General features: G+C 67.5%; 26 protein-coding genes. 10 read left to right on the top strand and 16 right to left on the bottom strand.

What is annotated here, in order from left to right:
* Nucleotides 1-3: 3 nt before the first annotated feature.
* The 3 genes from H9654_RS08970 to H9654_RS08980 are packed head-to-tail and all read right to left on the bottom strand — an operon-like array spanning nt 4 to nt 3,140.
* Nucleotides 4-1,161: an ABC transporter permease gene (locus H9654_RS08970; protein ID WP_191770548.1), complete on the bottom strand. Its 1,158-nt coding sequence runs from the start codon at nt 1,159-1,161 to the stop codon at nt 4-6.
* A gap of 14 nt (nt 1,162-1,175) precedes the next feature.
* Nucleotides 1,176-1,865, bottom strand: coding sequence for an ABC transporter ATP-binding protein (locus H9654_RS08975; RefSeq protein WP_042613307.1), 690 nt, complete (start codon nt 1,863-1,865; stop codon nt 1,176-1,178).
* Nucleotides 1,866-1,916: 51 nt separating this feature from the next.
* On the bottom strand, nt 1,917-3,140 hold the full coding sequence (locus H9654_RS08980; protein ID WP_191770549.1) for an efflux RND transporter periplasmic adaptor subunit: 1,224 nt from the start codon (nt 3,138-3,140) through the stop codon (nt 1,917-1,919).
* Between the two features lie 197 nt (nt 3,141-3,337).
* Here H9654_RS08980 and H9654_RS08985 point away from each other — a divergent pair, with 197 nt between their 5' ends.
* Genes H9654_RS08985 through H9654_RS09000 form a run of 4 tightly spaced genes read left to right on the top strand, consistent with a single transcriptional unit; the run spans nt 3,338 to nt 6,840 of the window.
* Complete coding sequence (locus tag H9654_RS08985; RefSeq protein WP_191770550.1) at nt 3,338-4,234, top strand: ABC transporter ATP-binding protein; 897 nt, start codon at nt 3,338-3,340, stop codon at nt 4,232-4,234.
* Nucleotides 4,231-5,007, top strand: coding sequence for an ABC transporter permease (locus tag H9654_RS08990; protein ID WP_191770551.1), 777 nt, complete (start codon nt 4,231-4,233; stop codon nt 5,005-5,007). Before H9654_RS08985 ends, H9654_RS08990 begins: the two co-directional genes overlap by 4 nt.
* A 4-nt stretch (nt 5,008-5,011) precedes the next feature.
* Nucleotides 5,012-6,241: a sensor histidine kinase gene (locus H9654_RS08995; protein WP_191770552.1), complete on the top strand. Its 1,230-nt coding sequence runs from the start codon at nt 5,012-5,014 to the stop codon at nt 6,239-6,241.
* Nucleotides 6,238-6,840 (top strand): response regulator transcription factor, encoded by a 603-nt coding sequence (locus H9654_RS09000; RefSeq protein ID WP_101099524.1) that lies wholly within the window; start codon nt 6,238-6,240, stop codon nt 6,838-6,840. Before H9654_RS08995 ends, H9654_RS09000 begins: the two co-directional genes overlap by 4 nt.
* Before the next feature lie 6 nt (nt 6,841-6,846).
* On the opposite strand, the gene H9654_RS09005 is transcribed toward H9654_RS09000, so the two are convergent.
* The 9 genes from H9654_RS09005 to H9654_RS09045 form a co-directional block, all read right to left on the bottom strand.
* Complete coding sequence (locus H9654_RS09005) at nt 6,847-7,386, bottom strand: cytochrome b (protein ID WP_191770553.1); 540 nt, start codon at nt 7,384-7,386, stop codon at nt 6,847-6,849.
* Nucleotides 7,383-8,489 (bottom strand): catalase family peroxidase, encoded by a 1,107-nt coding sequence (locus H9654_RS09010; protein WP_191770554.1) that lies wholly within the window; start codon nt 8,487-8,489, stop codon nt 7,383-7,385. The genes H9654_RS09005 and H9654_RS09010 overlap by 4 nt, the downstream gene beginning before the upstream one ends.
* Before the next feature lie 133 nt (nt 8,490-8,622).
* Nucleotides 8,623-9,990 (bottom strand): leucyl aminopeptidase family protein, encoded by a 1,368-nt coding sequence (locus tag H9654_RS09015; protein WP_191770555.1) that lies wholly within the window; start codon nt 9,988-9,990, stop codon nt 8,623-8,625.
* Nucleotides 9,991-9,994: 4 nt separating this feature from the next.
* A complete protein-coding gene (locus H9654_RS09020; protein ID WP_191770556.1) occupies nt 9,995-10,714 on the bottom strand; it encodes an HAD family hydrolase in 720 nt (239 codons plus the stop codon).
* 31 nt (nt 10,715-10,745) lie between these two features.
* Nucleotides 10,746-11,843: an AI-2E family transporter gene (locus H9654_RS09025; RefSeq protein ID WP_191770557.1), complete on the bottom strand. Its 1,098-nt coding sequence runs from the start codon at nt 11,841-11,843 to the stop codon at nt 10,746-10,748.
* Between the two features lie 68 nt (nt 11,844-11,911).
* On the bottom strand, nt 11,912-12,424 hold the full coding sequence (locus H9654_RS09030; protein WP_191770558.1) for a protein sip-5: 513 nt from the start codon (nt 12,422-12,424) through the stop codon (nt 11,912-11,914).
* Complete coding sequence (locus H9654_RS09035) at nt 12,421-12,900, bottom strand: phage holin family protein (RefSeq protein ID WP_182656445.1); 480 nt, start codon at nt 12,898-12,900, stop codon at nt 12,421-12,423. Before H9654_RS09035 ends, H9654_RS09030 begins: the two co-directional genes overlap by 4 nt.
* A gap of 8 nt (nt 12,901-12,908) precedes the next feature.
* On the bottom strand, nt 12,909-13,274 hold the full coding sequence (locus tag H9654_RS09040; RefSeq protein ID WP_191770559.1) for a hypothetical protein: 366 nt from the start codon (nt 13,272-13,274) through the stop codon (nt 12,909-12,911).
* A 113-nt stretch (nt 13,275-13,387) separates the two neighbouring features.
* On the bottom strand, nt 13,388-14,815 hold the full coding sequence (locus tag H9654_RS09045) for a Do family serine endopeptidase (RefSeq protein WP_191770560.1): 1,428 nt from the start codon (nt 14,813-14,815) through the stop codon (nt 13,388-13,390).
* Nucleotides 14,816-15,240: 425 nt separating this feature from the next.
* On the opposite strand from H9654_RS09045, the gene H9654_RS09050 reads away from it, so the two are divergent.
* Both H9654_RS09050 and H9654_RS09055 read left to right on the top strand, forming a co-directional pair.
* Entirely contained in the window at nt 15,241-16,269 is a 1,029-nt protein-coding gene (locus H9654_RS09050; protein WP_191770561.1) for a histone, read from the top strand.
* Between the two features lie 107 nt (nt 16,270-16,376).
* On the top strand, nt 16,377-17,054 hold the full coding sequence (locus H9654_RS09055) for a hypothetical protein (protein WP_191770562.1): 678 nt from the start codon (nt 16,377-16,379) through the stop codon (nt 17,052-17,054).
* 10 nt (nt 17,055-17,064) lie between these two features.
* Here H9654_RS09055 and H9654_RS09060 read toward each other — a convergent pair whose 3' ends face one another.
* Entirely contained in the window at nt 17,065-17,421 is a 357-nt protein-coding gene (locus H9654_RS09060) for a DUF1428 domain-containing protein (RefSeq protein WP_191770563.1), read from the bottom strand.
* Nucleotides 17,422-17,739: 318 nt separating this feature from the next.
* Here H9654_RS09060 and H9654_RS09065 point away from each other — a divergent pair, with 318 nt between their 5' ends.
* Nucleotides 17,740-18,312, top strand: coding sequence for an OmpO family porin (locus H9654_RS09065; protein ID WP_191770564.1), 573 nt, complete (start codon nt 17,740-17,742; stop codon nt 18,310-18,312).
* 101 nt (nt 18,313-18,413) lie between these two features.
* Here H9654_RS09065 and H9654_RS09070 read toward each other — a convergent pair whose 3' ends face one another.
* Nucleotides 18,414-18,803 (bottom strand): DUF6165 family protein, encoded by a 390-nt coding sequence (locus tag H9654_RS09070; RefSeq protein WP_191770565.1) that lies wholly within the window; start codon nt 18,801-18,803, stop codon nt 18,414-18,416.
* Between the two features lie 192 nt (nt 18,804-18,995).
* On the opposite strand from H9654_RS09070, the gene H9654_RS09075 reads away from it, so the two are divergent.
* Nucleotides 18,996-19,679, top strand: coding sequence for a TorF family putative porin (locus H9654_RS09075; RefSeq protein ID WP_191770591.1), 684 nt, complete (start codon nt 18,996-18,998; stop codon nt 19,677-19,679).
* Nucleotides 19,680-19,905: 226 nt separating this feature from the next.
* Here H9654_RS09075 and H9654_RS09080 read toward each other — a convergent pair whose 3' ends face one another.
* A complete protein-coding gene (locus tag H9654_RS09080) occupies nt 19,906-20,388 on the bottom strand; it encodes a YehS family protein (RefSeq protein ID WP_191770566.1) in 483 nt (160 codons plus the stop codon).
* A gap of 124 nt (nt 20,389-20,512) precedes the next feature.
* Between H9654_RS09080 and H9654_RS09085 the strand changes: the two genes are divergently transcribed.
* Nucleotides 20,513-20,995, top strand: a complete 483-nt coding sequence (locus H9654_RS09085) for a hypothetical protein (protein WP_191770567.1) — start codon at nt 20,513-20,515, stop codon at nt 20,993-20,995.
* 79 nt (nt 20,996-21,074) lie between these two features.
* Nucleotides 21,075-21,827 (top strand): SDR family NAD(P)-dependent oxidoreductase, encoded by a 753-nt coding sequence (locus H9654_RS09090; RefSeq protein ID WP_101098226.1) that lies wholly within the window; start codon nt 21,075-21,077, stop codon nt 21,825-21,827.
* A gap of 260 nt (nt 21,828-22,087) precedes the next feature.
* Here H9654_RS09090 and H9654_RS09095 read toward each other — a convergent pair whose 3' ends face one another.
* Nucleotides 22,088-22,960, bottom strand: coding sequence for an SPOR domain-containing protein (locus tag H9654_RS09095; protein ID WP_191770568.1), 873 nt, complete (start codon nt 22,958-22,960; stop codon nt 22,088-22,090).

Consider the following 22,960-nt stretch of genomic DNA (forward strand, 5'->3'; position numbering starts at 1 on the left):
TCCTCAGCGTCCGGCCAGGGCGTCGACGATCTTCAGCCGCTTGGCGCGCAACGCCGGCAGCAGTCCGACCACGATGCCGATCACGATGATCAGTCCAATGCCCACCAACCAGGTGGTGGTCGGCACATGCGCTGGCAGCAGGCCGCGTGTCTGCGGTGCCAGCACCGGCAGGATGGTCGCCGCCAGGCCCATGCCGATCGCACCGCCCAGCCCCACCAGCAGGATCGATTCCACCATCACCAGGGCCAGTACGGTCCGGTCCTGGAAGCCGAGCGTCTTCAGCGTGGCCAGTTCCGGGATGCGTTCGCGCACCGCCTGGGCCATGGTGTTGCCGGTCAGCAGCAGCAGGGTGAAGAACACCGCGCCCATGATCGAGGTGACGATCATGCCGATGTCGGCGAACTGCTTGACGAAGGCCTGCTGGAACGCCGATTCGGTCTGGGTCTTGGTTTCGTGGTCGGAGTTGGCCGATATCGCGTCGATCGCCTGGGCCACCCGCGAGGCATGGTCCGGGTTGTCCAGGGTGATGGTGTACCAGCTGACCCGGTTCTTGATGTAGTCGTTGGACTCATCGAAGTACTTCCAGTTCATCATCAGCTGCCGCTCCTCGTTCCCGGCCACTGCGCGGTCCTTGGAGCGGAACGTGCCGACCATTTCCAGTGGCCAGTCGTTGCTGCCGCCGCGCGGGAAGATGGTGGCCTGCAACGGGATGGTGTCGCCGATCTTCCAGCCGAACTCCTTGGCCAGCGACTCGCCGACGATGGCGCCGGTGCGGGTGTCCTGCCAGCGCTTGAGCTGGTCCGGGGCGACCTCCAGTTCGCCGTAGATGTCGAAGTAGTTCGGTGCTACCGAGAAGTTCGGGAAGAAGTCCTTGGGGTCGCGGTAGATGCCACCGAACCACATGCCGTAGGTGACGTCGCGCACGCCGGCTACCTGGCGGATCTGCGCTTCCAGGCGGATCGGCAGCGACTGGGTGATCGACAGCCGCGAGGCGGTGATCAGCCGGTTGGCGCCTTCCACGCTGCCACCGGACATGAAGGCCACGCGCACCGAATCGAGCATGCCGAACAGCAGGAACGCGGCCACCACCGACAGCAGGGTCAGCAGGGTGCGGGTGCGGCTGCGGAACAGCTGCGCCCACAACAGGGAGAAATATTTCATCGCCGTGCCCTCGGTCAGTGCGCCAGTGGCGCGTCGGCAAGTTCGCCCTTGTCCAGGTGCACCGTATGGGTCGCGTACTCGGCGGCCTTCGGGTCGTGGGTCACCATGATGATGGTCTTGCCGTGTTCACGGTTGAGCTGCTGCAGCAGCTGCAGGATCTCTTCGGCAGACTGGCGGTCCAGGTCGCCGGTCGGCTCATCGCAGATCAGGAAGGTGGGATCGGAAACAATCGCGCGGGCGATTGCCACGCGCTGCTGCTGGCCGCCGGACAGTTCGTTCGGCCGGTGGCTGCGGCGGTCGGCCAGGCCGACCAGGGTCAGCGCGATCTCTGCGTTGCGCTTGCGCTGCGCAGCACCCAGGTGGGTCAACAGCAGCGGCAGTTCGACGTTCTTCTGCGCGGTCAGCATCGGCATCAGGTTGTAGAACTGGAACACGAAGCCCACGTGGTGGCTGCGCCAGGTGGACAGCTGGCCGCCGCTCATCTGGTCGATGCGCTCGCCTTCGATGGTGATCTCGCCGCCGCTGGGCGAGTCCAGTCCACCGATCAGGTTCAGCAGGGTGGTCTTGCCGGAACCGGAGGGCCCCATCAACGCCACGAAGTCGCCCTTCTCGATATCCAGGTCGATGCCGTGCAGCACCTTCACCTGCTCCGGGCCCCGCTGGTAGGTCTTGGTGATGCTGCGCAATGAAACCAGGGTCGACATGCCGATTCTCCGAATGCGTTGGTGACGGCCGCTGGCCGTCAGACAGAAAACCTACGGTTGTTCCTTCACCTTGCTGCCATCGCGCAACGTATCTGCTGGGCTGGTCACCACAAGCTCACCCGGGCGGACGCCCTGCAGCAGTTGTCGATCCGCATTCAATGCCAGGCCGGGCTTTACGCTGCGCTGCTGCACGGCATCGTCCACCAGCACGAACACCACGCTGCCACCCTCGCGTTCCACCACGGCATTGGCCGGCACCCGCACGCCCTGCGGCTTTGCCGCTGCATCGGCCTTGGGTTGTTCCAGGAAGCTCACCCGCACGCCCATTTCCGGCACGATCCGCGGGTCGCGGGTCTTGATCGCCACGCGCACCTTCACCGTGGCCTTGCCGCGGTCGGCGGTGGGAACGATGGCGATCACCTCGGCCGGGATTTTCCAGTCGGGATAGGCGTTGAGCGTGGCTTCCACCGGCATCTTCGGCTGTACGCGGCCGATGAACGCCTCGCCGACATCGACTTCGATCTCCAGCGAATCCATGTCCACGATGGTGCCGATGCCGGTGCGGGTGAAGCCGCCGCCGGCCGACAGCGGCGAGACGATCTCGCCCGGCTGCGCGGCCTTGGCAGTGACCACGCCGGAGAACGGGGCGCGGACGATGTTGTTGTCCACGCCCAGGTCGGCGATCGCGAGTTGGTTGCCGGCCACCTGCACGTTGCGCCGGGCGGTATCCAGCTGCGCACGCAGGCTGTCACGCTGGGCCACGGCCTGGTCGAACTGCGAGCGCGATACCAGCTGCTGGCCGACCAGCGCCTGCAGCCGGGTCGCCTCGGCATCGGCCTGGGTGAGCTGGGCCTGCAGGCCGGCGACCTGGCTGCGCGCGGCCTGCACCTGCGAAGCATAGAGATCGCGCTGGGCGCCGGCATCGATCGGGTCCAGCGTGGCCATGACCTGGCCTTCGTCGACCCGCATGCCTTCTTCAATCATGACTTCGCGCACCTTGCCGGTGATCTTGGCCGATACGGTCGCCATGCGCCGGGCCACCACGTAGCCGCTGGCATCCAGCACCGATGCGCTGCTGCCTGCCTCGCCCAGTGCCACCGCAGGTGCGGTCTGCACTTCGATGGCCTGCGGACGCAGCCGCCATGCCGCGATGGCGGCGGCGAGCAGCACCCCCACGATGATCACGATCCACAGCCAACGGCGGCTGCCCGGAGCGGGCGGCGGCGTCTTGCGGTCGATGCGAAGTTCCTTCAACAGTTCAGCAGAGGCGTTCATAGGGACCATGACGATGGATCGAGCGGAGTGTGACCCCAACACCGACCGGGGGCAAACCGGGTTCCGGCGTCGGCAAGGATGCACGCCTGGTACCGGAAACGGGCAGTGACAGCTGTCACCCTCTGCTGCTGACGTACACCAGTGCGTGTACGCTGCGACCTGCCGCACACTGGCCACCTCTTTCCCGGGAGTTCGCGATGCACCTCGATGCCCCTCCGCTTGCGGTCCTTGACCAGGTACACGTGCGATATCGCAACGTGCAGGCGCTGGCTGGAGTCAGCCTGCAGGTACAGGGAAGCGAAGTGCTGGCCCTGCTCGGTCGCAACGGCGCCGGCAAGAGCACGGCCATCGCAGTGCTGCTTGGGCTGCGGCGGCCGGACAGCGGACAGGTGCAGCTGCTCGGTGGCGATCCGCAACACCGTGCCCAGCGCGAGCAGGTCGGGGTGATGCTGCAGAGCACCGCGCTGCCGCCGAACCTGCGGGTCGGTGAGCTGGTGGAGCAGTTCCAGGCCAGCTACCCGCGGCCTCGCCCGCTGGCCGAATGCCTTGCCATCGCCGGTGTCCAGGACCTGCGGGAGCGGCCCTACGGCGCGCTGTCCGGCGGCCAGCAGCGGCGCGTGCAGTTCGCCATCGCCGTGTGCGGCGGTCCGCGCCTGCTGTTCCTTGATGAGCCGACCACCGGCCTGGACATCGAGGCCCGGCAGGCCATCTGGGACGCCATCGCGACGCTGCGCCAGGAAGGATGCGGCATCGTGCTGACCACCCATTACCTGGAAGAAGCCGAAGCGCTCGCCGGGCGCGTGGTGGTCATGGAACGGGGGCAGGTACTGGCCGATGGCCCACTGGCCACGTTCCGGCCTCAGCTGGCTCCGCGGCGGATCCGCTGCCGCAGCCGGCTGGACGTGGCCCACGTGCGCGGTTGGGAGGGCGTCATCGATGCCCGCCGCGAAGGCGACCACCTGCAGCTGCTGGCCGAACCGGCCGAGGCGGTGGTGGCCCGCCTGCTTGCCGAAGATCCCCTGCTGCGCGAGCTGGATGTGCGCGGTGGGGGACTGGCCGAAGCGTTCGTTGAAATGACCCGGGAGGCCGCATGAGCCTGCCCCGGGCCGACGGCGAAGCAGTGCGCCGTCCGGTGGCGCGGCGGCTCGCACCGTACGTCGCCGAGTTGAAGGCCGAGCTGCGGCGAACCTGGCGCACGCCGGCCTTCGTGCTGCCCTGTCTGCTGTTCCCGGTGCTGTTCTACCTGATGTTCGGCGTGCTGCTGGGGCGTGGCGAAGCGGGGCGTTACCTGCTCGCTACCTACTGCATCTTCGGCGCGATGGGGCCTGCCCTGTTCGGTTTCGGCGTACAGCTGGCCGTGGACCGGGCCAGTGGCCTGCTGACCCTCAAACGCGCCCTGCCGGTTCCGCCGCTGGCTCCCATGCTGGCCCGGCTGCTGATGGCCCTGATCTTCGCCGTGGTCGTGGCGGCCTTGCTGATCATCGCCGCGCACGCGGTGGGCGAGGTCGTGCTGACCCCCTCGCAGATGGCTGGCCTGATCGGCGTTTCGGCGCTGGTCGCACTGCCGCTGGGCGCGGTCGGCCTGCTGATCGGCAGCCATGTCGGCGCCGATGCGGCACCGGCGATGGTGAACCTGTTCTATCTGCCCCTGGCGCTGCTGTCGGGCCTGTGGGTACCGCTGTCGATGCTCCCGGACGTGTTCACCCGGCTCGCTCCGCTCTGGCCGACCTGGCATGCGGCCCAGCTGGCGTTGCATACCATCGACGAGCCGGCCAGCGGCAGCATGCCGGTGCACGTGGGAGTGCTGGCCCTGGTGACGGTGATCGGCGCGCTGCTGGCGACCCGTCGCCTGCGCCGCATTGGCTGAGTCCATGATCCCCCGCGCCCGCCGCCTGCTGGAATCCACCGTGCTTTCCAGGGGGTTGGCCACCCTGCTGCGCCCCGCGCCGGATTCCGCAGCAGCCGATCATCGGCGGCGCGGCCAGTCCGGCTGGAGTGATTACATCCACCTGCTGTGGACCTCGTGGGTGTTCCTGACGCCGCTGTTCGGTGGCGGGTATACCGCGCGCTGGGCGCTGCTGACCCTGCTCAGCTATCCCACCTTCCTGTTCCTCTACGCGCGCGCGATGCTGGCGCCGCGCCACCATGCACCGCGCCATGCGCTGGCGATGGTCGCCATGAGCCTGGTGCTCGTGCCCTGGTATCCGTCCGGCATCAGTTATTTCGTGTTCGGCTGCGTGATGCTGCGCGTGTGCCGCAACGGCAGCACCTGGCGCTATCTGTTGCAGTTGCTGCTGCTCAATGCGGTGTATGTCGGCACCGCGTGGCTTGCGGGCTGGGCCTGGCAGAACCTGGTCTGGATTCCCTTCATGTCGGTGGTGATCGGCCTGATATCGAACATGGAGGCGGTCAACAAGGACCGCGACGCACAGCTGCAGCTGTCACAGGATGAGGTGCGCCGGCTGGCGGCCACGGCCGAGCGCGAGCGCATCGGCCGCGACCTGCATGACCTGCTCGGGCACACGCTGTCACTGATCACGTTGAAGCTGGAGCTGTCGCGCAAGCTGTATGACCGCGGCGATGCGCGTGCACGGCAGGAGATCGGCGAAGCGGAAGACATCGCGCGGCAGGCGCTGGCGCAGGTCCGCAGTGCGGTCACCGGATTCCGCTCCAGCGACCTTGCCGGTGAGCTTGCCTCGGCCCGGCTGCTGCTGGAATGCCAGCAGGTCCACCTGGACTACCAGCCGCCGCCGCCGATGCCGCTGGAGATCGAGCGCGCGCTGGCGCTGGTGCTGCGCGAGGCGGTGACCAACATTGCCCGCCACGCGCTTGCGGGCAACGCCCAGGTGCACTTCGAACGCGACGGCCATGCCCTGATGATGCAGGTCCGCGACAACGGCCGTGGCGGGGTGACCACCGAAGGCAACGGCCTGGCTGGAATGCGCGAACGCATCGCCGCACTGCGCGGTACGCTGCAACTGGAGCCGCTGCCGCAGGGCGGTACCTGCATCACCGTGCGCGTGCCGATGCCGGCCGTATCGACGCCGATCGACCGGGCGCCGGATCCATTGCCTGCCAGCCTGCTGAAGGCAACCCCATGATCCGGATCGTGCTGGCCGAAGACCAGGCCATGGTGCGCGGGGCGTTGTCGGCGCTGCTGGGGCTGGAGCCGGACATCGAGGTGCTGGGCACCGCAGCCGACGGCGAAGCGGCGTGGCGACTGCTGCAGCAGGTGCGGCCGGACATCCTGGTCACCGACATCGAAATGCCCGGGCTGACCGGGCTGGAACTGGCGCAGCGGATTGCGCGGCAGCAACTGCCGATCAAGGTGGTGATCGTCACGACCTTCGCGCGTACCGGCTTCCTGCGCCGCGCCCTGGACGCGGGCGTGCTCGGTTACCTGCTCAAGGACGCGCCGGCCGACCACCTGGCCGATGCCCTGCGCCGCGTGCAACGGGGCGCCCGCGCCATCGACCCGCAACTGGCACTGGACGCCTGGTCGCAGGCCGATCCGTTGACCGACCGCGAGCGCCGCGTGCTGCGCCTGGCAGGCGAAGGAAAGACGGCCGGGGAGATCGCCACCGAGCTTGGCCTGTCGCATGGGACGGTGCGCAATTACCTGTCCGAATGCATCGGCAAGCTGGGCGTGGCCAACCGCATCGAAGCTTACCGGCTGGCCCGCCAGAAGGGCTGGCTCTGACGCCGGCTACTTCTTCGCCATCGACTCGAACACGCCATCGCGGCGCACCCAGGCGTGGTACAACGCAGCACCCAGGTGCATCAGCACGGTGGCGAACAACACATAGGCCAGCAGGCTGTGGGCGCTGCGCAGCGCGGTATACAGCGCTGCCGAGTGCGGGGCGATCGGGGGCAGGTTGAAGCCGCTCCACAGCACGATCGGATAGCCGCCGGCGGACAGCATCGACCACCCCAGCAGCGGCATCGCCAGCATCAACGCATACAGCAGCCAGTGCGACGCCTTCGCGGCCAGCGCCTGCCACCACGGCAGATCGGCCGGCAGCGGCGGTGGCCGGTGGCGCAGGCGGTTGTACAGGCGCAGCAGCACCAGCAGCCCGATCGCGATGCCCAGCGGACGGTGGATGTCCACCAGGGTCGGCCGCAGGTGCAGCGAGGCCATCATGGTCACGCCGATGAACAGCATCGCCAGGATCATCACGGCCATCGTCCAGTGCAGCACGCGGGCCAACAGGTTGAAATGGCCGGTCGTGCGATCCGGTGCGTTCATTTCGATACCCCTGCGGCACCGCCGGCTTCGCCACGCGCGGTCTCGCGTTCGCGGCGGTTGAACGAATGCGAGTACACCGCCGAGCGTGCCGCCAGCACCGCATCGTCGCTGCCGCTGATTCCATCGGGCAGGATCAGCGGATCGAAGTTGAGGTCGTTGCAGGGCCCCCCGGCCTGCGGCTGCATATGCGCCAGCGACAGCACGCCGGCCTGCACACGGGGGCGTCCGGCGGGCCACGGGGTGGAGGGATCTTCCACCACGTCGCCGGGTCCTGCCAGAGTTACTACCAGGTTCCAGCGCACCGGCCCGCTGGCCAGCCGCGTGGCGAACTCGTCGGCCAGATGGTCCAGACCGGCACCGGCGCGCGCCGTTTCGTCCAGCACCTCGACCGCAGCCTGCGGTTCCCAGCTCCAGCGCACCGCCTGGCGGGTGCCGTCGGCGGCGGTGAACCAGAAGCTGTTGACGCTGTTGAACTGCGTGTTGGCCCAGCTGGTGGTCCACGGGGCGGTCTTTGCCCACTGCTGGAAGGCGCGCGCGCTGGGATACTTCTGCAGCACGGCGGCCATCTTCGCCGGGTCCGGCTTGCCGGTGGACGGGTCGGGCAGCTGCGCCTGGGTCTGTTCCAGGAACGCCTCCGGGCTGGGCACGGCGAAGAACGGGAAGCTGTTCATCGCCATCCGCCATTCCTGCCCGTTGTCACTGACCAGCTGCAGGGCGATGCTGCGCACCCGTGCCTGCGCATCGGCACCGTGCGGGTCGCCGCCGCCGATCGACAGCCGCCCCAGCACCGGCACCCGTTCCTGATGGAACACCTGGGCGCGGGACAGCGCCGCACCCTGCGGCGTGGGTTCGAACCAGCCACTCACACACACGCCCTTGCTGTGCGCGCGGCGGAAGCCGGGATGCGCCGGGCCGGTGGCTTCGATGGTGTCGGTGAAGCCCTGCGCCGTCGGTCGATCACGACCAATCCAGCCGGCCAGCCATGCAAAGGCCAGCGCGATCAGGCCGACGATCAACGCAATCAGCGCGATCCAGGGCAGCGGCGAATGCGGCCGTGGGCCGCGCGATAAGCCGCCTTTGCGGGTGAAGCGGAACAAGGGCATCGACGGTTCCTGCCTGGCATGGAAATGCGCGGTGCCCACATCCTAAGCAAAAAAGGGGACGGAGGGGATTAAGTCGCAAACGACCCTATCTGGTCACCCGCGACTTAATCCCCTCCGTCCCCTTTTTCAGGAGTCAGGCGTAGCGTGTTTTCAGCATGGCCCAGGCCGAACGCAGGGCCAGGGCTTCGCCGCCAGCGGGGCGGCCGGGGCGTTCGCCGTCGTTCCAGGCATACACGTCCAGGTGGGCCCAGCGCTGGCCGTCGGCCAGGAAGCGTTCCAGGTACAGCGCTGCGGTGACCGCGCCACCCATCCGCGAACCGGCATTGGCCAGGTCGGCGATGCCGCTGTGCAGGTAACGCAGGTACGGGCGCCACAACGGCATCCGCCACACCGGGTCGCGGGTCTGCTCGCCGGCCTGCAGCCACTGCTGGGCCACCGTGTCATCGTTGCTGAACAGCGCTGGCAGGTCCGGACCCAGCGCGATGCGTGCCGCGCCGGTGAGGGTGGCGAAGTCCAGCACCAGATCCGGCTGCTGTTCACTGGCGAAGGTCAGGGCATCACCCAGGATCACCCGGCCTTCGGCGTCGGTGTTGTCGATCTCCACGCTCAGGCCCTTGCGGGTGGCGATCACTTCGCCCGGACGGAATGCATCCGGGCCGATCGCGTTTTCCACCGCTGGCACCAGCAGCGTCAGCCGCACCGGCAGGGCCTGGGCCATCACCAGCCCGGCCAGCGCCAGCGCATGTGCCGCACCACCCATGTCCTTCTTCATGTTGCGCATGCCGTCGGCCGGCTTGATGTCCAGCCCGCCGGTATCGAAGCACACGCCCTTGCCGACCAGCACCAGCGACGGATCGGTGTCCTTGCCCCAGCGCAGCACGATCAGCCGCGGCGCACGGTGCGAGGCACGGCCCACCGCGTGGATGGCCGGGAAATCCTGCTCCAGCAGCGCCTCACCGGTGATTGCCTCGAGCTGCGCGCCATGTGCGTTCGCCAGTGCGCGCGCGGCGTCTTCCAGCTGCTGCGGCCCCATGTCCTCGGTGGGCGTGTTGACCCAGTCGCGCACGCGCAGGCTGGCGGCGACCAGCGCGGCCACCTCGGCCGACGGGCTGGCCAGCAGCTGGGCCGGTGCACGATTGCGCGCCTTGTAGCGGTCGAAGCGGTAACTGCCCAGTCCCCAGCCCAGCTGCAGCAGGTCCTGTTGCGCCGGTTCCAGTGCGGTGGCCAACTTCCACACGGTGCCTTCGGGCAGCGCGTGCGGTGCATGGGCATAGCTGTACGCATCGCCTGCATCGCCGATCCCGATCACCGCACCGGCAATGCCGTGTTCGCCCGGCAGCAGTGCCACGCTGTGGCCGCTGGCGGTGAAATTCTGCGACTGCAGCCACGCCTGCAGCGCGGGTGGCTGGGCGGCATTCCATGCCATGAACTGCCCCCGGTCCAGCACGTGCAGCGGCAGCGCCTGGTCGGAGGTGGCAACGAAACCGGTGATCTCGGTCATGGGGTCAGGCGCTCCTGGTTGCGCTGGCGGCGGGGTTGGCATCAAGCCAGTCGGCCAGCCCGGTGAGGGTGTCGAACTGCAGGTCGGGCTGCAGCGAAGGATGGTTCCAGCAGGCCGCTTCGCGGTTGATCCAGCAGCCGCGCAGGCCGGCGGACATCGCCCCGGCCACGTCCATTTCAATGTGGTCGCCCACGTGCAGCACATGCTCCGGTGCAACGCCCAGGCGCTCGCAGGCGGCATGGAAGATGCTGGCGACCGGCTTTGCCGCACCGTGTTCGCGGGCACCCAGCTGGAAGGCGAACAAGTGCGCCACGCCGATCCGTTCCAGGTCGGCGTTGCCATTGCTCAGCGCCGCCACCGGCACCCGGGCGGCGATGCGCTGCAGGGCATCCAGCGCATCCGGGTAGTACTCCACCTGGTTGCGCGCGGCGAAAAAGGCTTCGTAAGCGGGCTCCAACAGGGCCGCGTCGGCGCCGCTGTCCTGCAGTGCCTGCTGCAGCGCCAGCCGGCGCAGCGCACTCAGGTCGTGGTGCAGGTGGGGATTGTCGACGTAGGCGCGCTCGCGCAGTTCACGCATCGCGGCCTGCGGAAACATCGCGGCCGTAGCGGGACTGTGCTGCAGCATCCAGTCGTGCAGGACCTGGTCGATGCGTGCGCCGATCGGAGCGAAGGGCCACAGGGTGTCGTCGAGGTCGAGGGTGATGGCTTGGATGGGGAAGTTCACCCGGTCATTCTACGCCCGTCGCTATCGGCTTTCATTCCAGCAGCCGCGACCAGCCCTGCATGCCCTCCAGCCGTGCCAGCACCAGCTTGACGCAGACCAGCAGCGGAACCGCCAGCAGCAGGCCGACGAAGCCCCACAGCCAGCCGAAGATCATCAGCGCCAGGATCAGCACCAGCGGCGAAAGTTTCATCCGTCGGCCCAGCACGATCGGGGTGATCAGCTGGCCCTCCAGCGCGTGCAGGGCCAGGTAGCAGGCGGCCGGCAGGATCGCCTTGAGCGGATCCGGGAATTCGACGAAGCCGACCAGCAGCATCAGCGCCACGCCGATCAGCGGACCCACGTACGGGGCGAAGTTGAGCAGTGCGGCCATCGTGCCCCACAGCAGGGCATCCTGCATTTCCAGGCCCAGCAGCATCAGCGTGCCGGCGAACACCAGGCCCACCAGGCTGTTGATCACGGTGATGGTCAGCACATAGCGCGACACTTCGCGTTCGATCGAACGCAGGATATCGGTGGTGAAGCGCTGTTGCTGGCGGCTGGGGAACAAGGCAATGGCATGCCGCTGCAGGTCCTGGCCGTAGATCATGAAGAACAGCGTCAGCAGCACCACCGCCAGTACCGAGGCGAGCAGGCGCGGGGCCTGGGTGATCGCCCGGTACGGGTCGTCCAGCTGGGTGCGCACCACCTGCACGCGGCGGTTGCCTTCACCGGCGGCCACGCGTGCGAAGTTCTCGGCGGCCTGGTTGGCCTGCTGCACCGGTTTGGTCAGGTTCTGCACCTGGCGGCCGATCTTGCGCAGCTGCTGCGGGGCTTCCTGCGCCCATTCCATCGTCGGCACGACCAGTTGCACGGCCAGTGCAGTGGTGGCACCCAGGCCGACCACGATCACCAGGATGGCACCGAGCGCGCGCGGTACCCAGATGCGTTCCAGCATGCGCAGGATGGGGTTGCCCACCAACGCGAAGAACATCGCCAGCAGGATCGGCAGTACCACCGGTTGCGCCGCCCACAGCGTGAATGCCACGGCGAGCGTTGCCAGCACGACCAATGACACCGGCGCGCGGGGGCGCGCGGGCAGTGGCGCGGGCGCGGTCGGTTCGACGGGGACGCTGGAAAGGGACTCGCTCATCGTCGCACCGACAGGGGAAAAGTTGCCCATTATCTGCCCGCCGCGGTCAACGCGGCGGGTTCACCGTGTCAACGCTCGGACAATTCCGTGGCGGCTTCTGCCGGGCGAGGACCGTTGGCGTCCTGCGGGTCCTGGCGGCCCGGGCCGACCTGCGGGGCAGGCGACCGCTGTACGGATGCCGCGGCCGCCGCGCCAGCGGCCGCACCCGCAGCAGCGGCTGCCCCGGGATTGACCGCATCATCGACTTTGTCAGCGGCAGCATCGGCCTGCTCGGCGGCATCGTCTGCCGCACCGGCCGCGTGCGCGGCCATCGCCGAAGCGAACGCGGCCTGGCCACTGGCCAGCAGGTTGGAGACCGAGCCGGCCATCTGCAGCCAGCGTGCGCCATTGATCTTGCCGGGCACTTCCAGCTTTCCGACCACGAAGCCGCTGGCCACGCCGGCAATGATGATGCGCAGCGGCGACCAGCCACTGCGCCACACCTGGCTGAGCACGCCCCAGTTGTCCTGGGTATCGGCCAGCCGTACCGCAACCACCTGCTCGCAGCGCTTCACCCGGCTGCGCAATACGCTGAACTTCATGGCTTGCCCTCCGGGATCTTGACGCCGGCGTCGGGGTCTTCTTCATCGCCGGGCTCGTCGAACAGGCCCAGCTTGGACAGCTGCCGGCGGGTGGAATGCATGCCGGTGTGGTGGAAGAAGTAGGACACCCGCCACGCGGCCAGGCCGGTTATCGCCAGGCTCAGCAGCGAAGTGATCAGCAGCGCATGCAGCCAGGACATGCCCCAGCTCTGCAGCAGGGCGATCAACGTGGCCGCCATCAGCAGCCACGCCGATGCGCCGAAGACGATCGCCACCCCCGCCCACGCCAGGGCACGGCCGAAGGCACTGCGTGCCAGGGCAAAATCCGCCGACGCCAGGCGACGCAGCGAACGGAACGAATGCTTTGCGGCATCCACCGTTGCGCGGCTGGCCTGGCTGACCTGCCGGATGCTCTCATCCAGCGGCGGGGTAGCCGCTGGATCAGGCCCGTTGGCGGTGTTGTCGCTTTCGCTCACGCCGCGGCTTACTTGTCGCCGCCGCTATTGGCCAGCTTGGCGATCAGCCAGCCGGCAGCGAAGGCGACGCCGAACGAAGCGAGGGGACGCTCGCGGATCAGTTCAGCGGCGCTGTCGACCAGGTCCTTGCCCTTGTCCATCAGCGCATCGACCTGTTCCTTGGCAGCGGCACCGCCGAACTCGGCAGCAGCCAGGCCGGACAGGGCGGTATCGGACAGTTCAGCCTTGACGTTGGCCTTGCCGATCCGCAGTTCATCGCCGGCCGCACCCGTGGCGCCCTTGATCGCGCTGCCGGCCGCGTTGGCGGCCGACTTCAGGTGGGTGGAGGCTTCGCCCAGGTGGTCCTTCAGGTTTTCGGTGTTGGTGGGGCTCATCGCAATCTCCTGCTTCAGTGAATAAGGCGGCCGCCATCCCGACATGCGGGATGGCCACGGACGACATGGATACCATCGCCCGGGTATAGGGGGCGTTACGGTACGTCATGCCGTCAGCGCATGACCAACTGCCCCCTGGCATTGCCCCGCACGATGCGCAGCACCAGTTGCTGCGGAGGCTGCTGGAAGTTGGCCCGCCAGCTGGCGAGGTCGGCGAATTCACCTGCGCTGGCCTCGGTCACGATGTCGCCTTTGACAAGGCCGGAAGCGGCAGCGCGGCTGCCGCGGGTGACCTCGTTGACCAGCACGCCGCTGAGCCCGGACTGGCGCAGCGACTCGGGCAGGTCAACGAAGGTGGCACCGCCCAGGCGTGGATCCAGCGTATCGCCGCTGATCGCGCGTGCCTGCTCCTTCAGCGTGGCCCTGACCTGCACCGGCTTGCCATCGCGACGCAGTTCCAGGGTCATCGTGCTGCCGACCGCCGCGAGCCCTTCGATGTTGTGCAGCGCCTGCGCGCTGTCCACGCGTTGGCCGTTGGCGGTCACCACCACGTCGCCGGCACGCACGCCGGCCGCCGCTGCCGCCGATCCCGCCAGCACCCGGGTGACCAGCGCACCCCGCGCCTCGCTCAGGCCCAGGCCCTGCGCCAGCTGCGGGGTCAGGTTCTGGCTTTCGATGCCCAGCGTGCCGCGCACCACCACCCCATGCTTGACCAGCTGGTCGACCACGTTGCGCGCCAGGTTGGACGGAATGGCCAGGCCGAGGCCGATGTTGCCAGCCATGCTGCCCTGCGGGTTGAAGCTGGCGGTGTTGATGCCCACCAGCTGCCCCTGCAGGTTGACCAGCGCGCCGCCGGAGTTGCCGGGGTTGATCGATGCATCGGTCTGGATGAAGTTCTGGTAGCCAAGCCCGCGGATGCCGCTGCGGCCGACGGCCGAGACGATGCCCGAGGTCACGGTCTGGGTGAAACCGAATGGATTGCCGATGGCGACCACGAAGTCACCGACGCGCAGCTGGTCGCTGTTGCCCAGGGTGATGCCGGTCAGGCCCTGCGCGGGGATGCGGATCAGCGCGATGTCGGTGTCCGCATCCGAGCCGAGGAATTCGGCTTTCACCGTGCGTCCGTCGGACAGGGTGACCTGCACGTCGTCGGCGTTGTCGATGACGTGGTGGTTGGTCAGTACCAGGCCCTCGGCGGCGTCGATGATCACGCCCGAACCCAGCGATTCGTTGATGCGTTCCTGCGGCACGTCCGGGAACAGGCGGCGGAAGAACGGGTCTTCGAAAAACGGATTGCGCACGCGCACCACCTGCTTGGTGTTGACGCTGACCACGGCTGGGGTGACCTTCTGCAGCATCGGCGCCAGCGAGGGAACCGGCTGCCCGGCGACCGCAGCGGGCAGCGCGCTGGTGGCCGGGATGGTGACCGGCGCCGGCGCTGCTTCGGCGCGGTTGTCCAGGTGTGCATTGATGCCGCTGGCGACGAAGCCGCCGAAGGCTGCGGCCAGTGCGAGCGTAAGCAGGGTCGGAATCGGTCGCATGGGAATCGGTGTCCGGGCAGGAGGGTGGAGTAGGGCGCGCTCGATGCTGCAGGCGAGGGCCGCCGGGAGCTGCGGCAGGGCCGCAGAAGTGTCTCCCGCGCTGGATAAACATGCCATGAAAGATGCGGTCCGGCACATGGGAAGTTGCGCAGTTCCGCGCAAACTCCGCTGCCGGTGTCGTATCGGCAAGCGGTCCTGCAGGATCGCGGCGGCTGCCCACGGTGACGCCCGCCGTGCAGGACGCCTGGCGCCAAACCACTTGAAAACGCGGGTTTTCGCGTTGCCGTGCGCGTCGATGGTCGTGCCTGGTCGCAGCCATCGTGGTGGCGCGCGCTTGCGCCTGCGCAGTTTCCCGTTCCACGATGCACCTTGCCGGTATAGCATCGCCTCCGTTTTGACATTCCAGCCCCTCAGGAGGGCAAATCATGAGCAACGGTAATGGTGTGACGACGACATTGAGCGAGACCGTCGAGACTGTAAAGGAAGCTGCAACCAACGTTGGCGAGACCATCGCCCACACCGCCGAAGACGCCGTGGCTGCGGTCAAGACCACCGCCAAGCGCGTGCGCAAGGCTGCCACCACCCGCGTGGATGCCGCCAGGAACGCCGTTGCCAAGGTCGAGAAGACCGTCGCCAAGCAGGCGGACAAGGCCGCCAGGTCCGTGGGCAAGTCGATCTCCAAGGCCAAGCAGAAGCTGGAAGCTGCCAAGCAGAACGCACAGGCCGAATCGGCCGCGCTGAAGAAGGTCGTCGCCAAGAAGAAGGCCGCCGCCACCAAGACCGTTGCCAAGAAGGCTGCCGCAGTGAAGAAGACCGCAACCAAGAAAACTGCCGTAGCCAAGAAGCCCGTCGTCAAGAAGGCCGTCGCCAAGAAGGCGGTTGTCGCCAAGAAGCCCGTCGCCAAGAAGGTCGCCGTGGCCAAGAAGACCGCGACCAAGAAGGCCGCTGTTGCCAAGAAGACCGTCGGCAAGAAGGCCGCTGTTGCCAAGAAGACCGCGACCAAGAAGGCCGCTGTTGCCAAGAAGACCGTCGGCAAGAAGACCGCCGTGGCCAAGAAGGCTGTCGGCAAGAAGACCGCCGTGGCCAAGAAGACCGTCGGCAAGAAGACCGCCGTTGCCAGGAAGACCGTCGGCAAGAAGACCGCCGTTGCCAGGAAGACCGTCGGCAAGAAGACCGCTGTTGCCAGGAAGACCGTCGGCAAGAAGACTGCGGTTGCCAAGAAGGCTGTCGGCAAGAAGACCGCAGTTGCCAAGAAGACCGTCGGCAAGAAGACGGCGGTTGCCAAGAAGGCCGTCGGCAAGAAGACCGCGGTTGCCAAGAAGGCTGTCGGCAAGAAGTCGGCTGTCGCCCGCAAGGCCGTTGCCAAGAAGGCAGCGCCGGTGAAGAAGGCCGCCCGCAAGGCGCCGGCCAAGAAGGTCGCCGCCCGCAAGGCCGTGACCAAGCGCAGCAAGTAAGCGCGCCGGGCACCCCTGTCGCCGGCTGGCGCCAGGGGATGTCGATGATGATGCGCCTGCACACACATGGCAGGGCATCATGGGGGCCTCGCCAAGGAGTGCCCCTCATGCGTGGTCTCGATTTCAGTTCATGGCAGGCCGTGCTGTCCACCCTCGGTGGACTGGCCCTCATCACCCTGCTGGGCGTGGGTATCCGCCTGCTGGTGATGCAGACCCTGCAAGCGCGCCGCGAGCGCGAAAACCGCCAGATCAATGAACGGCTGCGCACCTTGATGGCGGCCTACAAGGTGCTGGGCGGATCCTTCACCGGCGATCTGGATGTCGATCCTTCGCACCTGCGCCAGCTGCGAGAACGCGCACACGAGCGGGGCATCGCCGAGCCAGGTTCGGACCGTGCCCGACGCATCCGCGATGCCGTGGAAGCGGCGTTGTCGGACATCCTGCTGCTGGGCACCGACGACCAGGTGCGGTTGGCTGCGCATGCCGCCACCGAACTGGCCCAGGGCCGGCCCGTGCACACCCATGCATTGGTGGTTTCACTGCGCGACTTCATCCGTGGCGCGTTGGACCTGGCGCCCATTCCCAGCGGATTGGAGATTCCGCACCAAGGGCCGACACGTCCCGCATCCGGCGGCGCTGCCAAGGGCCGCGCCGATGCGGGCGAACGCGGCGGCAGGGCCGGCGGTGGTGGCGGTGGCGGTGCCGGCATGGGCGCGATGGGCGGCCTGGGTGCCGGCATGGCAGTCGGCACCCAGGCCACCGGCGACATGCCGGACGCTCCCTGACCCTTCCGCGTTACGGCAGTTCGACGATCGGCGTGAAGCCGCCGAAGATCATCCGTTGCCCGTCGAACGGCATGGGATTGTTGGTTGGATCCATCCGTGGATCGTCCATCATCCTGGCCATGCCACTGTCGCGGGTGGCTTTGTCCGGCCACTCCACCCATGAAAACACCACGGTCTCGTCGTCCTTGGCTTTCACTGCCCCGTAGAAATCCGTGGTCTTGCCGTGCGGTACGTCGTCGGCCCAGCACTCGACCACCCGCGTCGCGCCCAGCTCCAGGAATACCGGATCCATGCTGCGCGCGTGGTCGATGAAGGACTGCTTGTTGGCGGTGGGTACGGCCAGAACGAATCCGTCGATGTAGCTCATGCCTGTGCTCCGTATGGCCTGCGGATGCAGGACCTTCATGGGTATGACGAACGAGTTGGGCCCAGAACGACATCCTCGGATCCATCCGCCCTCGTCCCGGCTGTTTACGCCCGCACCCCGTGCATGCGCGTGAACGCCCCTTGCACACCAGAAAATGAAAAGCGCGCGCGTATGCCTGAAAACAGCTGAATAGCAGCCAAAAATCGCTTTCCTGCTTTCAGGATGGGGTTAGGTCAAAAAACGGAAACTTTACATCCCCCGATGCGACGGCGTTCCAGCGCTGCTGCAACAAAACCAGAAAGACAAGAGGTTGTACCCATGAAGATGTCCCTGATTGCCCTGGCCCTGGCTTCCGCGCTGCCGTTCGCTGCTTCGGCCGCCGAGAACCTGTCCTACAACTACGCCGAAGGCAACTACGTAAAGACCGACGCCGATGGTGGCAAGGCAGACGGTTGGGGTGTCAAGGGTTCCTACGGCGTGCTGCCGAACATGCACGTGTTCGGTGAGTTCAACCAGCAGGAAGTGGACGCGACCAAGCAGGACGTCGACCAGTGGCGCGTGGGCGTGGGCTACAACGTTGAGATCGCACCGTCGACCGACTTCATCGCGCGCGCTGCATACAACAAGTTCGACGCCAAGCACGGCCTGGATTTCAACGGCTACAGCGCTGAAGCCGGTGTCCGCACCGCGTTCGGCCAGCACGCCGAAGTCTACGCACTGGCCGGCTACGAAGACTACAGCAAGAAGCACGGCATCAGCCCGGAAGGCGAGTGGTACGGTCGTCTGGGTGCGCAGGTCAAGTTGAACCAGAACTGGGGCATCAACGGTGACATCAAGATGAACCGTGACGGCGACAAGGAATGGTCGGTCGGCCCGCGCTTCAGCTGGTAATACCGCCGCTGCATGTCTCGCGCATGCAGCCTGCTTGAACAGACAGGCCCGGCATTGCCGGGCCTGTCTGGTTTCCGGTTCCGCGCGGCACGTACGCCAGCTTACTGGCCCTGGTACTGCTTCTCTTCCACCAGCGCCGAGCCGGCCACCCGGTTGATCTCGTTCTTGACCTGCACGCGCTCGCCATTGGTGCGGTACACCCCGCGCGCCAGCTGCACGAAGGCATCGTCAAACACCTGCGCTGCTTCCTTGTCGCGCAGCTGGTCCTGGATGTCCCACATGCGTTCGTTGATCACCTTCAACTGCTGCTTGAGTGCCTCCAACGCCGGTTGGTTGCCGCGCTGCGTCGCGTACAGCGGCAGCAGGCCGTCCAGTTCGGTGCGCACGTTGGCCAGCTTGGCCGCATCGTCGATACGCTCGGCCTTGATTTCCAGGATGGTGATCTTGTCGATCAGCTCACCGATCGATACAGGGGTCAGGATCGCGTCCACGCAGGTGCTCCGTTCAACAGGCCTGCATGATAGCGCGCAGCCGCCATGCCGATGCGATGCCACGGTTTACGCAGGCTTTGCGCGCAACCGCTGCTGACGCCCTCGATCGTTTACGCCGCCGGATCCCACACTGCGCAGCTCCGGTGGCAGGGCCACCCAGCAGACAAAGGTGATGGGATGAAGTGGCAGGCAATGGGCAGCGTGGGCATGGCCGGCGTGATGGCAATGAACCTGGTGGCCGTGGGGGACGCCAAGGCCGATGTCACCGGCACCCTCGCGCTTGCCAGCGATTACATCTGGCGTGGCAGCTCCCAGACCGGCGAAGAGGCCGCCGTGCAGGCAGGCGTACGTGCCACGCATGGCAGCGGGCTGTATGCCAGCCTGTGGGGATCCAACGTATCGTTCGAACCGGACAGCGGCGCACGCAGCGAGTTCGATGCGGTGCTGGGCTGGAGTGGCGAGCTGGCCCCGGACTGGAGCCTGGATGCCAACGCCACGCGCTATCTGTATCCGGGAACGGGACGCGCGCTGGACTGGACCGAGCTGTCGGCCACCGCGACCTTCAAGCAGCGCGCCTGGCTGCAGCTGGCGCACTCGCGCGACGCGCTGGCCGGCGGCCACCCCGGCACCTATGCACAGATCGGCATGCGCCTGTCGTTGTCAGACGCGACGCGTCTGGAAGCGGCCTACGGCCAGTACCGGTTGGCCAGCGCACAGGCTCCCGATTACCAGCACGTGCAGCTCAGCGTGATCCACGCCATCGCGCCACGTTGGGAAGTGCGAGCCACCGGCCACGCCACTGACAATGCCGCCCGCCAGCTGTTTCCCGGCAACGCCGGCACGCGCCTGGAGGTGGCGTTGCAGGCCAGCTTCTGATCCCGGCAAGCGCCGCCGAGCATGGCTCGGCGCTACCGCCGCCGGTCAGGCCGCCGGGAACTGTCCGGGGGGCGGGCGGGGTGGGGTTGGCGGGACGCTGAGCCGCATGGATGCGGCGATGCAGCCTACACGGACGTACTTGCGGCGTGTCTCGCCAAGCCCACCCCGCCCCCCCCCCCCCCCCCCCCCCACCCCTGCACCGTATGCAGCTGTCGCTGTAGGCGACTCAGCCGTTCGAAGAGGAACCACGCACGCGCAGCACCAACCCCTTCAGGAAGTAGCGCATCAACTGGTCACCCGCCTTGCGGAAGTGCTTGTGGTCGCGCTGGCGGAACACCGCGCTCAGCTCCGGCTTGGAGACTGCAAAGCCTGCCGCCTGGAAGATCTCCTGCAGGTCCACGTCACGCAGCTGGAAGGCCACGCGCAGCTTCTTCAGGATCAGGTTGTTATCGATGCGCGTCTCGATCGCGCGCTGCGGCTGGCTCTCGTCGCGGCCGCGCAGGTGCACGATCAGGCCATCCAGCACATGGGCCAGCGCCTCGTCGTTGCAGGGCTCGGCACCGGCTTCGTTGTCCGGCTTCAGCCAGGCATTGACCTGCTCGGCGGTGACCGGAAAGGCAGGGTCGGCCAGCTCGCACAGCACCACTATGTGGTTGTCGCTCAGGTCCAGGGCAAAGCGCAGGCTGCGCAGCACATCGTTGTTGATCATTGTCTTCCACACCGCCGGCAGGGAGCGCCGGGACCTGCATTGTACCGCCCGCGCCGCTGTCATCCTGCGGTCATCGAACTGCAGCACAGTGCGCCCCTCGACCCCTGAAGCAGGATTGCCCGCCATGCGTCCCTGGATTCCCTTGCTGCTGGCCGTCTTGCCGGCCGCCTGCCCGGCGGCGGCGCAGGACCGCTACGTGCCGCTGGAGCAGCGCATCGACGCGGCGCGGCTGGCCGACGTCGGCCTGACCCCGGACCAGCTGCAGCAACTGAACCGCCTGCTGCGCGAAAGCCAGCCACAGGCGCCGACGGCAGCCGACGCGCCGCCGCCCACCGACCGCGCCACGCCGACCGCTGCGGCCCCGATGTTCATCGGCCTCGACGACGGCCCGATCAAGGCGCATGCCACCGGCACCATCAGCGGCTGGCAGCCGGGCATGCTGTTCACCCTCGACAACGGCCAGCAATGGCAGGTGCTGAAGGGCGAAATGACCCTGCGCCGACCGCTGCAGGATCCGCCCATCGAGGTGGTGCCCGGCATCGCAGGCCGCTGGTTCCTGCAGGTGGATCCGGACCTGCCGAAGGCGCGCGTATTCCGCGTGCGCTGATCGCGGGCGACCGATCCGGCAAGGCAGGTGGACGCTGACAGTGCCAGAATATCGGCCTGGATCTTTCTGGAGTTGCCGCATGACCCGTACCGTCCTGATCACCGGCGCCACCTCCGGCTTCGGCGCTGCCGCCGTCCACCGCTTCGCCAAGGCGGGCTGGAAGGTTATCGCCACCGGCCGTCGCGGTGAGCGCCTGCAGCCCCTGGTGGACGCCTATGGTGCCGACCAGGTGCACGCGGCGGTGTTCGATGTCCGCGACGCAGTCGCCATGGAAGCGGCACTGCTGGCGTTGCCGCCGGCGTTCGGGCAGATCGACCTGCTGGTCAACAATGCAGGCCTTGCGCAGGGCACGCTGCCGGCACAGCACGCCAAGCTGGAGGATTGGCGCACGATGATCGACACCAACGTCACCGCGCTGGTCACGCTCACCCACCGCCTGCTGCCGCAGTTGGTGGAGCGCAAGGGGGCGATCATCAACATTTCTTCGGTGGCCGGCGTCTACCCGTATCCGGGCGGCAATGCCTACGGCGGCACCAAGGCCTTCGTCAGCCAGTTCTCGCTGGGGCTGCGTTCGGACCTGCACGGTACCGGCGTGCGGGTGACCACCATCGAACCGGGCATGGCTGAAACCGAGTTCACCGTGGTGCGTACCCATGGCGACCAGGCCGCGTCGAACAAGCTGTACACCGGCGCCAACCCGATGACTGCCGAAGATATCGCCGAGCAGATCTACTGGGTGGCCAGCCTGCCGCCGCACCTGAACATCAATCGCCTGGAACTGATGCCGGTCAGCCAGTCGTATGCCGGCTTCCAGGTGGCACGCGAAGGCTGAGGCCGCCCGGCGAACCAACTGCTGGGCGAACGGCCGAGCCCCTCGTGGCTGGTCGCCAAGTGCTTGTTCTCGTGCGCGGGCCGGGCAGAAAGGCTGGGCGGGGGACGGCAAAAACCGCTCCTGCGGGCCTCGTCTCGCGCCATCCATGGCGTTCCACGCCCCCGCCCAACCTTACCGCCCGGCCCTGCCGTGGATCGCTTGGCGTCCACCACGGTAGAAAGAAAAAGAGCGTGGAGCTGACCTGCGGACCGTGGCGGGTGTTACTGCGCCTTTATCGCCATCGCCTGCAGGCCGGTTCCATCCAGCTTCTGCTTGGCTTCGGACAGCTCGCCTGCGGTGCCATACGGCCCCATGCGTACGCGATACACCGTCTTGCCGCTGATCTGCGCCGATTCAACCCGCGCAGCAAGCCCGATCATCGCCAGCTTCGCCTTGGTCGCTTCGGCATCGCCGGACGCACCGAATGCGCCGGCCTGCAGGATGTAACGCACGTTGCTTTCGGCCGGCGCGGCTGCAGGCGTGGCCGCTGCGGTCGCTGCAGGCGCGCTGGTGGTGGCAGCCGGCGGTGCGGTGGCGGTGGCCGGCGCGGCGGGACGCTCGCTCAACGGTGTCGGCAGGGCGGCCTGGCGTACCGGCGCCGTGCTTGCCACCGTCGCCGTGGCACCGGTGGTGGTGGCTGCGGTGGAAGCCGGCGCAGGCGCGGCGGCCGGGACCGGCTTGCCTTCCAGCGCCGCCTGCGCGCGCTGCGCCTCGCTGCGGGCAAGGCGCTGTTCCTCCGCGCGCGTGCTCGCAGCCAGCTCTGCATCGGACATCTCCACTTCCTTGCCTGGCAGCAGCGTGTAGAAGTCGTACTGGGTCGCCGCTGGCTTGGCCGGGGTAGCCGGCTTGGCCGCTGCAGGCGTTTCCACCTGCGTGCCGACGTCACCCTCGGCTTCGACCACCGGTGCCGGCTGGGCGTTCGGATCCGGACGCGGACCTGCGCGCAGGAAGCCATCGGCATCCCCCTTGAACAGGTTCGGCGCGGCCAGGAACACCACGGCGGCAATCGCCACACCGGCGACCAGCCACACCCACCCCGGCGTTCCCTGGCTGCTGTTGCGCCGTGCCTGACTCTTGCCGCGTCGTGCTGCCAT

Source organism: Stenotrophomonas lacuserhaii (assembly GCF_014836545.1).
Taxonomy (GTDB): domain Bacteria; phylum Pseudomonadota; class Gammaproteobacteria; order Xanthomonadales; family Xanthomonadaceae; genus Stenotrophomonas; species Stenotrophomonas lacuserhaii.